We start from the raw sequence: 11,686 nt of genomic DNA on the forward strand, positions 1-11,686 counted from the left end.
TCACCCTACCGGCTGATTGGTTGACGACGGCGGGGGCGCGATCGGCCGAAGAGCTTGACCGGCACGTTCGGCCTGCTGCCCGTAATCCCAGGCCTGGCGCAGCGACCAGAACCGACGCCAATACTCTGGAAGGACCTGCGGGTTCGCCTGGTACGCAACCACCTCAGTCTCCCCCACAGCCACACCCATCAGGATGGCTGCGTCAGCGTGTGCCCAGGGACCCCAGGTCCCAGCCTCAGGATCGATCAACGATTCTTCGGCTTTCAGCCCGGCCACCAGTTGCATCACGACCTTCGGGTCCAGGGTTTTGACCCGACCATTACGGTCGGTCCCCTTGGTTTTGTAATCGATGAGGCAGGTACGTCCACCAATCGATGCCACCAGATCTAATGTTCCGGCGTATCCCACGCTCTGGTTCCACACCGTGACTTCGGCGGCCAGGGGGCGCACCTCATAGAGGTCCCACCACTCATCGAAACGATCGGCGAAAGCAGACTCGTTGTGCTCAGCTAATGCCGATCGGGCGCCGCTCATGTCATGAGGTTCCCCCAGGGCCCGCAGAGCTACCTGCTCCGCGTACTGATGCACTCGGTCTCCGCGTGCGGCGGCATCGTCTCGGAACCGTTCGGCAGCCGAGCTAGCATGACGTGCCAGAGTCTTCAGCTGTCCCGGAGCATGCACCGCGGTGGGGAGCCGGGGATCATTGATGACCGCCTGGGCAGCCATGTGTCCGGCCCAGCCAGTCAGGTCCGCTGGTTGTTGAGCGATCACCGTCGTGATAGACGGTACCTCCGGGACGCCGCTGAGTGTGCGCGAATACATGCGCCCGAATTCCGTCTGATGCGCCAGCAGTGGTTGAGTCATAGCCAGTATTGTCGCAAAAAATCGAGACTTTCCACCGCCCGAATCTCCACTCGACACACCGGCCTGTACGTCGATTGGACGACGGGCGAGAATCTGTATTAGAGTTGCTACTCGTTGGAATACGGAGATCGAAGTTCTGATCACCGGATGTCCCCCGCGGATGTAGCTCAGTTGGCTAGAGCGCCACCTTGCCAAGGTGGAGGTCGCGAGTTCGAATCTCGTCATCCGCTCGCAGCACCTCAATGGTGGGGTGGCCGAGAGGCGAGGCAGCGGCCTGCAAAGCCGTTTACGCGGGTTCGAATCCCGTCCCCACCTCGCATGAAGCCAAAACAACACTGGTTCTGCACTACTCAAACGATCGGGTCACCGATCGGCATGAGCGCGATTGGCGCAGCGGTAGCGCGCTTCCCTGACACGGAAGAGGTCACTGGTTCGAACCCAGTATCGCGCACAAAGCATTATGTAAAATGCTTTTGCGGATGTAGCTCAGTTGGCTAGAGCGCCACCTTGCCAAGGTGGAGGTCGCGAGTTCGAATCTCGTCATCCGCTCGGATAACCCCGTTGGGATCACCGATATCGGTGAGATCGGCGGGGATTTTTCGTTCCGGCTTACTTCTATCTCGGAAGACAGTGCTGAAATGAAGGCACGCACTCACCGTGACGCCGAGGGTTCTCTGCTAGACGACTTCCTCTATCTGGCCATTCACGTCCCTCCTGGCAATCCCATGCCCCCCGCGCAGCATCACGAAGACACCGGAACGGAGCCGGTTCGTGTCGAATTTCGACCATGCAGGAGATGTAGCGCTCGTGGCTGAGGATTGTGGGAAACTGGTCGGCGCGGCCTTGTCTCGGTTGTGTCCTGACGAGGAACCGGCTTATGGCACGATCGATGCGGCCACGCCGAATCTAGCCCTCGCCGTAGCGCCCGAACATCGCCGGAACGGGCTGGGCACAGCCTTATTGGAAGGCCTATTCCGGAAGCTCACCGAAGCTCGCTACTCTCGCGTGTCGCTGTCCGTGGACACCACCAATCGGCACAACGACTCTAAGAACACATGGGATTTATTACCCATCATGTCGCGAAGTCAGAACGGGTGATGGTCTGGCGACTTCCGCCTTAGCTGTGATCGGCGAGCTGACCTTCGCGAACCAGCGCCGTCATCCTGGAAACCGTGCGGAAGTACTTCTTCATGTATCCGCTGGCCATCATTTCCTCAGTGAAGAGTTGATCGAAGGGCACACCGGAAGCAATCACCGGAACGTCTTTGTCGTAGAGGCGGTCCGCGAACACAACGAAACGAAGAGCCATCGCCTGTTCGGTGATGGTGTGCACGTTGTGCAGAACCAACACATCGATGTCCTTGACCAGTTCCCGATACCGGGACGGGTGTACGCGCGACAGATTGGCGGTCAGGGCTTCAAAATCGTCCTCAGCCACCACACCGGCCGTCGGGAAGTTCTGACCCAGCACGCCCTCCAGTTGCTCATCAGGCAAGGGTGAGGGAGCCTCGACCAGGCCTCGATGGCGGAAGTCCTCACCGTCGACTCGCAGTACCTCGAACTGATCGGCAAGGACCTGGATCTCGCGTTTAAAGTCTTGGGCGGCAAAGCGGCCCTCCCCTAGTGCGCCGGGCAGGGTGTTGGACGTGGCTACTAGTCGTACGCCGGCGTCGGCCAGCTCACGCATCAGACGCGACATCAACACGGTGTCACCCGGATCATCGAGTTCGAACTCATCAATACACACCAGCGTGTAGTCCTTGAGCACGTCGACGGTCTGGCGGAAGGACAACGCACCCACCAGGTTGGTGTACTCAACGAAAGTACCGAAAGCCTTAGGACCGGGAACTGCGTGCCAAAGCGAAGCCAGCAAGTGGGTCTTGCCCACACCGAACCCGCCGTCCAGGTAAAGCCCGGTGGGCTCCGATGAAGCTTTCTTCTTGTTCGACTTCAAAAACCCGAATAGTCCGCCCGATTCCTTCGACTTGCGTCCGTTAATGGATGCCGCGAACCGCTGAAGTCGTTCCACCGCGCCCGCTTGTGAGGGATGAGTCGGATCCGGAATGTACGTATCGAAGGACACTTCCCCGAAACGATAGGACGGGTGGAATCCCGAAAGCAGTTCTTCGGGGGAAACCAGAGGGCTCCGCTCGGCGAGGTGGACGGTCTCGGGCACAGTGCAGTTCCGTTCATCAGTTGAGGGGTAGTGCGCGCCTCAACTCTACAGCGCGGGCGCAGGGTAACGGGAGTTTTCTGCCCGGACAGCCAGACTTGTGGAATGCCGTAGGGGCTGTATGGCGTTGTATGAATCGAATGATGTTTCCCAAAGTGTCTCCGTTGGGAACTATTGCCTAGGCTGGACAGTACTCAGCGGATGCTTCCGACCGGCACCATCCTGACGGCAAACAGGCATCCGAAGCCAACAGAAAGGCAGCGCTTCCATGACGACGCTCAACAATGCAGACCGCGCCCCCATCGAGGACAGCGAGTACGCCCATCCCGAGAAGCTGGTCTCGACCGAATGGGTTGCAGCGCACAAGGACGAGGCCAATGTGGTGATCCTGGAGTCCAACGAAGACACCTTGTTGTACAACACCGGTCACATACCGGGTGCCATCAAGATCGATTGGCACACGGAGCTCAACGATCCGGTGACCCGCGATTTCATCGGTCCCGAAGAATTTGCCCGTGTAGTCGGTTCCAAGGGAATCACCCGCGACACGACCGTGGTGTTTTACGGCGACAAGTCCAACTGGTGGGCTGCCTATGCTTTGTGGGTCTTCACCCTCTACGGCCACCCGGACACACGCCTCATGAACGGCGGACGCGACAAGTGGCTCGCTGAAGAGCGCGAGGTTACCAAAGAGGTCCCTCCTGTCGAAGCAGTCGACTACCCCGTGATCGAGCGGGACGACACCACCGAGCGCGCGTCCCGCGAAGACGCGTTGAACAGCATCGGGAATCTGCCGCTTATCGACGTGCGTTCCTTCCCTGAGTACACCGGTGAGACCACGCATATGGCCGGCTACCCCCAGGAAGGCACTTTGCGTGGCGGTCACATCCCGACCGCTGCCTCCGTTCCGTGGGCCAAGGCCGCCCGAGAAGATGGCACCTTCAAGTCGCGTACTGAGCTCGAGGAAATTTATCGGGACGAGGCCGGTTTAGGGACCGTGGATCAGGTGATCGCGTACTGCCGTATCGGCGAGCGTTCGTCCCACACGTGGTTCGTGCTCCGTCACCTTCTGGGCTATGAATCCGTGCGGAACTACGACGGTTCTTGGACCGAGTGGGGTAACTCGGTGCGCCTGCCGATCGTCGTGGGCGAGCAGCCCGGCGAGGCGCAACAGCGTTAATCAGACACTATGCTGGGGTGCGTGCCATCACGCACCCCAGCAATTTTTCATCGTTAGTGGAGGAACCACCGTGACCGACGCGTCCATTCCTGCGGCACTCGCGAACATCTTTGAAGACTTTCAAGAGGTCCCCGAGGCCGAGCGCCTGGAGCTGCTCTTCGAATTTTCCGAAGAGCTCCCCGAGGTGCCGAGTCGCTACGCCGGTCACGAAGACCAGATGGAACAGGTCACGGAGTGTCAGACCCCGCTGTTCTTGGCGGTCGAGTTTGATGACTCCACCAATCCGGACGATCCTGCCACGACGCTGATCATCTCGGCTCCTGCCGAGGCGCCGACCACACGTGGCTTCGGCTCCGTCATCGTTCAGGGGCTGTCAGGGCTACCTGCGTCTCAGATTCTCGGCGTACCTGACGACGTACCCAACCGTCTTGGTCTCAATCGGGCGCTCACCCCGTTGCGTCTGCGTGGTATGAGCGCCCTCTTGGGACGGATCAAACGCAACATCACGGAGCATCTCGCTGGCGCCTGATCCGTTCCGGTCACTTAGCCTTGATCCACCGATGAGCATGCTTGGTACTGGTACGTAATTAAGAACGAAATGCCCGTCTGACCGGGAAGAATGGCACTTGTTCAGGGTTCCGTTCCACCGCGATGAGAGGGCATCTCGCAGATGCAAGTTTCCCACACCCGTTCCGCACTGTCAGCTTCCTTCGACGAGCCGAACCTCATCGGCTCCGCCGGACTGGTCCCGATGATGGAGCTGGCCGCCGAGGCCGGCCTGCACCAGCTGGCCAAGGGGCGATTGACGGTGCCGACCGACAAGGGCGCCAACGCCGGGGCCAAGATCGCGGCCCTGGTGGCCGGCATGTGCGCCGGAGCCGACTCGATCGACGACATGGCCATCCTGCGCCACGGGGCGATGAAACGAATCTTCAACGCCTGCTACGCGCCCTCGACCCTGGGTTCGTTCCTGCGTGCGTTCACCTTCGGGCACGTCCGCCAGCTCGACGCGGTCGCCTCCGGACTGTTGGCCAACCTCTCCGTCAGGGCATCGGTGCTGGGAAGCCCCGGCGCCGGACAGTTCGTCTATGTGGATGTGGACGACACGATCATCGAGGTCCACGGCTATCAGAAGCAGGGCTCCGGGTACGGATACTCGGGCGTGCGTGGACTCAACGCCTTGCTGGCCACGGCGAGCACCGAGACTGCGGCCCCGGTGATCTTGGGTCAGCGTCTGCGTCGCGGAGCGGTGGGCTCCCCACGCGGGGCCTGCCGGTTGATCGCCGACGCGCTGGCCACGCTCAAGCGACTGCCTCCGGACTCTGGCGCCCGGATGTTGGTCCGTGCCGACTCGGCTTTCTACGGGCACGCCACCGTGGCCACCGCGTTGAAAGCCGGTGCCGACGTCTCGGTCACCGTGCGGATGAATCTGGCGGTCAAGGCCGCCATCGCCACCATCGCCGACGATGCCTGGACCGGCATCGAATACCCCGAGGCGATCTACGACGAGACCACCGGCACCTGGGCCTCCAAAGCCGAGGTCGCCGAGGTGTCCTTCACCGCGTTCACCTCGAGAAAGAAAGCCGAACGGATCCCCGGACGGCTGGTGGTGCGCCGCATCCCAGAACTGAACCTCAGGCAGGACGACGGGCAGCCGACGTTGTTCGACACGCACCGGTTCCACGCCTTCTTCACCACCGTGGATCCGGAAGTGTTGGACACGGTGGCCGCGGACCGGACCCACCGGCAACACGCGATCATCGAGCAAGTCAACGCCGACCTGAAAGACAGCGCCCTGGCCCACCTGCCCTCCGGCCACTTCGGGGCCAACAGCGCCTGGCTGGTCTGCGCGGTGATGGCCTACAACCTCACCCGCACCGCCGGGATCCTCGCCGCCGGCACCTTCACCAAAGCCCGCACCGGCACCATCCGGGCCAGACTCGTGAACATCCCGGCCCGAATCGCCTCCAGCGCCCGCAAAATTCGAATCAGACTGCCCGAGGCCTGGCCCTGGCAACAGGGACTCGAACGGCTCTTCACCGCCATCCACCCGCCACCACAATCGGCATAGCCAACCGACCGAACGCTGCGCCCCGGCACGACCGAAGGACCAACAGTGGAACACCACCGGCAGCGAGGCCGGTTACTTCCTCACGCCCAAAATCGATTCACCCGGTGCTTCCGGAATCACACTCCGGCCTGAACCCGCGTCGGTGGATCGAGGCTTAGACGGACTTCTTCACCACTGAGTAGTTACCCAAGTAATCAGTGGTTTTATGCCATGACCAGGTGTTGAAGCTGCAGGGCTCCACGAACACTTTGTAGTCTTGCTGCTCGTAATTGTGCACAGCCCAGGTGAACTTGTTATTGCATTCGGTGGCATCGGCTCCGGTTACTTCGGCGGCAACCTGTGCAGGTGCAGCAAACGCTACGCCCCCGAGGACGGCCAAAGCGGCTCCAGCTCCAGCGATACGCTGAGTGAACTTCATGATCTCTTCCTCTCCGCCACCGTGGCTCCTCGACGGTTCTCGGTTCACCGTTACCGCAGAGTCTTAGTGAAGCATCCGAGTGGAGTGAAGTGGATGGCAATCGGACATTTAAGCCGACGCGTTGATTGTTACCAGAACTCAAACCACGACTATTCTTCGACAGGACCTCGAAGGGGGGCGGTCTTCGATAGGTATAGTTGTCCCATGCCGGATCAGCGTAGACATCCGGAAACCGTGCGTTTACGAGTTCCATGACTTGCCCGACGAATTGACCATCAGCTTCACTCATCTCCCGTAGCGTACGCCGGTGAAATCAATTCTTGCTGGGATGTCCAACGCATCGAGGATTTGCCGATACTTCTTCATGAGCTTAGGTGACCGAATCGTTCCACTCGGTGCTACTGGCACATCCAGGCTAATTCTCTACACGGAATCGTTCACCCGTTTCCATCCCCCGCCATCGACGTCGATTCACCGGGCTCGATATTCATGGGGCCAAAATCACCGCACCTGACGCTGACCGAAGAAATTTCCCCACTCGTGCTAATCGTCCAATACCCAGAACTCTTCCCATGACCAGTGGTCAAGAAGAAGCTTCCGACAAAGTAGCCGGAGTCTTGTGGGATTCCATCCAACTGCAACGAACTGTTTCCGGGGAAACCCAAGAATCCTTCGACAATAATTCGTTTTGGATGACTGCAAGACAGACGACCACCAGGCTCAGACACAGAAGAGTGTGCTGGCGGAGACCGCAGAAGGACGGCGGCAATCGACACGCAGGTTGCAGAAATCCTATGAAGCGTTCTCATCGCACGTCCACACGTTCATCATAAGATGAACATTTACCATGATGGCTCTCTCAGATTCTTGTCATCGACGAAACGGTGCCCGCGCGGACTTGCACTTCCGATTAACGTGACCTTGCCCGTCGTTTAGTGCGGTAGGTCACCACATATGAGTGCCTACCAGGTTGTCCAATTGCCAGCACGTTCTCAGGCATTCAGCCCGGAGGGACCGCCTCGAGTGGCGACGAGCTGCTCAGAAATCGCGTTCTCTACGGCGTGTAGCGATTCGTAGATCGATTTCTCCTGAGCGGATTCCAAGGACTCGTATTTTTCCTCGAGTAGATCAGTGATTTTGGGCCGACGGGATTCAGGGGAAAGCCGCTCCAACAGTCCAGTGACATGCATCAACGACAGCAACGGCCAGGTGACTAGGTCCAGCGGTTCCTCACGGTTCATCACGACACCCAGCCGCACTTTGAGGTCTAGCTCGTAGAAAGTCTCGTTCTTGAAGTGGCGGGTACGTTTCAGCAGCCCGAAGCGTCTGATCTGCTTCACCTGGATGGCGCCGCGCTCAACCAGGGCCTCGACCACGACCTCTCGTAGTTGGCGGGTAGCCAGTCGGTTCACCCACTGCTCCGCGTCCATGGGTTCGGGGACATCGTTCATCAGCAACAGCACCCGATCCAGCGGATGTTCCAGCGCGTTTTCGGGCTGCCACCCCTCGGGAGCGTCTCCCGCGTCCAGAATCGATGCAGGGTCCTCCGCAATCTCGACACGGTTTTCCGTGACCACGATCCGTCCTCGACGAGCTAGGTCTGCCAGCACCGCTCCGGCGAGCCCCATGTCCACGTCGTGTTCGGTCACACGAAATCGCCCTCCGGAATCCAGCGCCAGGAGCAGAAAATACTCAGGGAGGTTGAACGGACGACCCGTATTCTCGGTGGTGGTCATGGCGCCATTATTCCCCAGCGGCCGACGTTCCGCTCGCAGGATCGCGGTGGAGTTGTTGGCGGACACGCATGATTCGCTGGCCGACCGTGAAAATGGAAGCCGCCGCCAACAAGAAGAGCACCACGGTGAGCACCATCGGGTGCAATCCCAGTCCGGTAAACCCGGTGAACACCAGGGTGGCCACCATACGTTCGGGACGCTCCGCGATTCCGACGTCGGCGTCGAGCCCCATCGCCTCGGCTTTGGCACGCACGTAAGACACGAGCATGCCGGACACCAAGCAAATTCCGGCCGCCGCGGCGATCACCGGGTCATCACCGGCGCCGAAGTACCAGAAGATCAACCCCAGAAACACGCAGGCGTCTTGGACCCGGTCGAAGGTGGAATCCAGGAACGCACCCCAGGGACCGGTCTTGCCCGAGAGCCTGGCCATCACACCGTCGATGAGATCGGAGAACACGAACAGGGTGATCACCACGGTGCCCCAGAAAAGTTCACCCACAGGGTAGAAGATGAGGGCTGCGAGCGACACCCCGGCGGCCCCGATGACGGTGACCATATTGGGGGTAAGGCGCAGGGCCAGCAACAGGCGGGCCACCGGCGTGAAAATCCTAGTGAACAGGGCGCGGGCGTACTTGTTGAGCATGTTCTCAGTCGCCCCGCCCCGGTGCCGGCGCCGAATCACGGTCCGTCTGCTTCCGGTCGAATTCTGCGGCCGCTTCGTCCCACACGGCGTGCAGGGTGGCGTGGAGCTGATCGAGGCTGGCGGTGATGTTCTTGGTCTGAGCGATGATGGGCAGGAAGTTCCCGTCACCATTCCAGCGCGGCACGATGTGCTGGTGCAGGTGCGCGGCAATACCTGCTCCCCCGGCGGTGCCCTGATTCATACCCAAGTTGAACCCGGCAGGTCGACCGGAGGACCGCAACGCGGTCATGCCGATTTGGGTGAGCCGAGCGAATTCCGTTGTCTCTTCGACCGTGAGATCCGTGTAGTCGGGAACGTGACGGTAGGGGCAAACGAGCAGGTGTCCCGGATTGTAGGGGTACACGTTCATCACCACGAAACAGGTTGTCCCGCGGGCAATGATGAGCGAGTCGGTGTCGTCGCGTTGGGGTGCCGCGCAGAACGGACAGGAGTCCCGGTCTTTGACCTGGTGCTGTCCGCGGCTCACATAAGCCAGCCGATGCGGGTTCCACAGGCGGTCGAAACCGTCCGGGGTTCCGGGCAGTTCGAAGTCGTCGACCCGGTGCTCCCCCGGAGCAGACGAGCCAAAAGCATCGTCCGCTGGTGTCATCGGCTCATCGCTCATACTAGGCGGAGGGCTGACGGTCTCGCACGGCGGCCACGATGCGCTCGATGGCGTCGTCCACGGCGACACCATTGTCTTGGCTTCCGTCACGGAATCGGAAGGACACGGCCCCGGCTTCGGCATCCTCGCCACCGGCGATGAGCACGAAGGGAATCTTTTCCTTGGATGCGGTGCGGATCTTCTTCGGGAATCGATCGGAGCTGGTGTCGAGTTCTACCCGGATGCCTTCGGCGCGCAGCTTGTCCACGACCTCACCGAGGTAGTCATTGAATGCCTCGGCCACCGGAATGGCGCGCACCTGCACCGGGGCCAGCCATGCGGGGAATGCTCCGGCGTAGTGCTCGGTGAGCACACCGAGGAAGCGCTCGATGGAGCCGAAGAGGGCGCGGTGGATCATCACCGGACGCTGACGGCTACCGTCTGCGGCCTGGTATTCGAGGTCGAAGCGCTCCGGCAGGTTGAAGTCCAGCTGAATCGTGGACATCTGCCAGGTACGACCGATGGCGTCGCGGGCCTGGACCGAGATCTTCGGACCATAGAACGCCGCACCTCCTGGATCCGGAACCAGATCGAGACCGGAAGCAGTGGCCACTTCCTCCAGGGTGCGGGTGGCTTCATCCCACGCCTCATCGGTACCCACGAATTTCTCGTCGTCCTTGGTGGACAGTTCGAGATAGAAGTCGTTGAGCCCGTAGTCCTTGAGCAAGTCCAGCACGAAGTTCAGGGTGCTGGTCAGCTCGTCCTTCATCTGCTCGCGGGTGCAGTAGATGTGGGCGTCGTCCTGGGTCATCCCGCGCACACGGGTGAGCCCGTGGATGACACCGGACTTCTCGTAGCGGTAGACCGCACCGAACTCGAACAGCCGCAGCGGAAGCTCACGGTAGGAACGTCCACGAGAGCGGAAGATCAGGTTGTGCATAGGGCAGTTCATCGGCTTGAGGTAGTAGTTCTGCCCCTGCCGGGTGATTTCGCCGGTGACGGGATCACGCTGCTCGTCGATGTGCATGGGGGGGAACATGCCATCGGCGTACCAGTCCAGGTGTCCGGAGATCTGGTACAGGTTCTCTTTGGTGATGTGCGGGGTGTAGACGAACTCGTAGCCGGCCTCGGTGTGGCGGCGTCGGGAGTAATCTTCCATCTCATTGCGGATGATGCCGCCCTTGGGGTGGAACACGGGTAGCCCGGAGCCCAGCTCGTCGGGGAAGGAAAAGAGGTCCAGCTCGGAGCCGAGCTTGCGATGGTCACGGCGCTCGGCTTCAGCGATGCGTTCCTGGTGGGCCTTCAGGGCTTCCTTGGTGGGCCAGGCGGTGCCGTAGATGCGCTGCAGCTGCTTGTTCTTCTCATTGCCCAGCCAGTAGGCGGCGGCCGAACGAGTCAGGGAGAAAGCGTTGGAGATCAGCTTGGTGTTGGGCAAGTGGGGGCCGCGGCAGAGGTCGCACCACACGGCGTCACCGGATTTGCGATCCACGTTGTCGTAAATGGTGATCTCACCGGCCCCGACCTCGACCGAGGCACCTTCGCCGGCGTTCTCGGCGTCATTCTTCTTGCCTAGCAGTTCCAGCTTGTAGGGCTCGGCGGACATGGCCTCGCGGGCTTCGTCTTCGGTGACGACCCGGCGGGCGAAGGTCTGGTTCGAGTTGATGATCTTCTGCATCATCTTCTCGATCTTCTTCAGATCCTCCGGGGTGAAGGGGTTCTCGACGTCGAAGTCGAAGTAGAAGCCGTCGGTGATGTAAGGGCCGATGCCGAGCTTGGCTTCCGGCCACAGCTGCTGGACGGCCTGTGCCATGACGTGGGCGGTGGAGTGGCGCAGGACGTTGAGGCCGTCCTCATCGCTGATGTCGACGCCTTCGATCACGGCGCCGTCGTTAAGGATGCGGGAGAGGTCCTGGAGTTCGCCGTCGACGCGCATCACTACGATGGTCTTCTGTTCG

11 protein-coding genes and 4 tRNA genes are annotated in these 11,686 nt (G+C 60.8%); 8 read left to right on the plus strand and 7 right to left on the minus strand.

Going from position 1 to position 11,686, the window contains the following annotated elements:
* Nucleotides 1-864, minus strand: a complete 864-nt coding sequence (locus O1A05_RS11395; RefSeq protein WP_270105328.1) for a cytochrome — start codon at nucleotides 862-864, stop codon at nucleotides 1-3.
* 156 nt (nucleotides 865-1,020) lie between these two features.
* On the opposite strand from O1A05_RS11395, the gene O1A05_RS11400 reads away from it, so the two are divergent.
* The 5 genes from O1A05_RS11400 to O1A05_RS11420 all read left to right on the plus strand — a co-directional run bounded on the left by O1A05_RS11400 (nucleotide 1,021) and on the right by O1A05_RS11420 (nucleotide 1,962).
* Nucleotides 1,021-1,094: transfer RNA gene (locus O1A05_RS11400), tRNA-Gly, on the plus strand.
* 14 nt (nucleotides 1,095-1,108) lie between these two features.
* A tRNA-Cys gene (locus O1A05_RS11405) sits at nucleotides 1,109-1,179 on the plus strand.
* A 64-nt stretch (nucleotides 1,180-1,243) separates the two neighbouring features.
* A tRNA-Val gene (locus O1A05_RS11410) sits at nucleotides 1,244-1,315 on the plus strand.
* A 24-nt stretch (nucleotides 1,316-1,339) separates the two neighbouring features.
* Nucleotides 1,340-1,413: transfer RNA gene (locus tag O1A05_RS11415), tRNA-Gly, on the plus strand.
* A gap of 222 nt (nucleotides 1,414-1,635) precedes the next feature.
* A complete protein-coding gene (locus O1A05_RS11420; RefSeq protein ID WP_270105330.1) occupies nucleotides 1,636-1,962 on the plus strand; it encodes a GNAT family N-acetyltransferase in 327 nt (108 codons plus the stop codon).
* A gap of 19 nt (nucleotides 1,963-1,981) precedes the next feature.
* Here the strand turns inward: O1A05_RS11420 and zapE are convergent, their stop codons facing one another.
* On the minus strand, nucleotides 1,982-3,040 hold the full coding sequence (gene zapE, locus O1A05_RS11425) for a cell division protein ZapE (RefSeq protein WP_270105332.1): 1,059 nt from the start codon (nucleotides 3,038-3,040) through the stop codon (nucleotides 1,982-1,984).
* A gap of 265 nt (nucleotides 3,041-3,305) precedes the next feature.
* On the opposite strand from zapE, the gene O1A05_RS11430 reads away from it, so the two are divergent.
* The 3 genes from O1A05_RS11430 to O1A05_RS11440 all read left to right on the plus strand — a co-directional run bounded on the left by O1A05_RS11430 (nucleotide 3,306) and on the right by O1A05_RS11440 (nucleotide 6,288).
* Complete coding sequence (locus O1A05_RS11430; protein WP_270105333.1) at nucleotides 3,306-4,217, plus strand: sulfurtransferase; 912 nt, start codon at nucleotides 3,306-3,308, stop codon at nucleotides 4,215-4,217.
* A gap of 70 nt (nucleotides 4,218-4,287) precedes the next feature.
* Nucleotides 4,288-4,746: a SufE family protein gene (locus O1A05_RS11435; RefSeq protein WP_270105334.1), complete on the plus strand. Its 459-nt coding sequence runs from the start codon at nucleotides 4,288-4,290 to the stop codon at nucleotides 4,744-4,746.
* A gap of 141 nt (nucleotides 4,747-4,887) precedes the next feature.
* Nucleotides 4,888-6,288 carry an IS1380 family transposase gene (locus O1A05_RS11440; RefSeq protein WP_270105289.1) on the plus strand — a complete coding sequence of 467 codons (1,401 nt, stop codon included), beginning with the start codon at nucleotides 4,888-4,890 and terminating at the stop codon, nucleotides 6,286-6,288.
* A gap of 154 nt (nucleotides 6,289-6,442) precedes the next feature.
* Here the strand turns inward: O1A05_RS11440 and O1A05_RS11445 are convergent, their stop codons facing one another.
* The 5 genes from O1A05_RS11445 to thrS form a co-directional block, all read right to left on the minus strand.
* Nucleotides 6,443-6,706, minus strand: coding sequence for a hypothetical protein (locus tag O1A05_RS11445; RefSeq protein WP_270105336.1), 264 nt, complete (start codon nucleotides 6,704-6,706; stop codon nucleotides 6,443-6,445).
* 992 nt (nucleotides 6,707-7,698) lie between these two features.
* Nucleotides 7,699-8,442 (minus strand): GOLPH3/VPS74 family protein, encoded by a 744-nt coding sequence (locus tag O1A05_RS11450; protein ID WP_270105337.1) that lies wholly within the window; start codon nucleotides 8,440-8,442, stop codon nucleotides 7,699-7,701.
* A 7-nt stretch (nucleotides 8,443-8,449) separates the two neighbouring features.
* On the minus strand, nucleotides 8,450-9,088 hold the full coding sequence (gene pgsA / locus O1A05_RS11455; protein ID WP_270105338.1) for a phosphatidylinositol phosphate synthase: 639 nt from the start codon (nucleotides 9,086-9,088) through the stop codon (nucleotides 8,450-8,452).
* Between the two features lie 4 nt (nucleotides 9,089-9,092).
* The gene (locus O1A05_RS11460; protein ID WP_270105339.1) at nucleotides 9,093-9,737 is read right to left on the minus strand and encodes an HIT family protein; all 645 of its coding nucleotides are present in this window, start codon (nucleotides 9,735-9,737) and stop codon (nucleotides 9,093-9,095) included.
* A 16-nt stretch (nucleotides 9,738-9,753) separates the two neighbouring features.
* On the minus strand, nucleotides 9,754-11,664 hold the full coding sequence (gene thrS / locus O1A05_RS11465) for a threonine--tRNA ligase (RefSeq protein ID WP_442867690.1): 1,911 nt from the start codon (nucleotides 11,662-11,664) through the stop codon (nucleotides 9,754-9,756).
* Between the last annotated feature and the right edge of the window lie 22 nt (nucleotides 11,665-11,686).

This window comes from Citricoccus sp. NR2, assembly GCF_027594385.1.
GTDB lineage: Bacteria > Actinomycetota > Actinomycetes > Actinomycetales > Micrococcaceae > CmP2.

Coding starts and splice junctions, on each gene's coding strand:
- O1A05_RS11430 (WP_270105333.1), top strand. CDS start 3,306: ATGACGACGCTCAACAATGCAGACCGCGCCCCCATCGAGGACAGCGAG.
- O1A05_RS11450 (WP_270105337.1), bottom strand. CDS start 8,442: ATGACCACCACCGAGAATACGGGTCGTCCGTTCAACCTCCCTGAGTAT.
- thrS (WP_442867690.1), bottom strand. CDS start 11,664: ATGCGCGTCGACGGCGAACTCCAGGACCTCTCCCGCATCCTTAACGAC.
- pgsA (WP_270105338.1), bottom strand. CDS start 9,088: ATGCTCAACAAGTACGCCCGCGCCCTGTTCACTAGGATTTTCACGCCG.
- O1A05_RS11445 (WP_270105336.1), bottom strand. CDS start 6,706: ATGAAGTTCACTCAGCGTATCGCTGGAGCTGGAGCCGCTTTGGCCGTC.
- O1A05_RS11440 (WP_270105289.1), top strand. CDS start 4,888: ATGCAAGTTTCCCACACCCGTTCCGCACTGTCAGCTTCCTTCGACGAG.
- O1A05_RS11395 (WP_270105328.1), bottom strand. CDS start 864: ATGACTCAACCACTGCTGGCGCATCAGACGGAATTCGGGCGCATGTAT.
- O1A05_RS11460 (WP_270105339.1), bottom strand. CDS start 9,737: ATGACACCAGCGGACGATGCTTTTGGCTCGTCTGCTCCGGGGGAGCAC.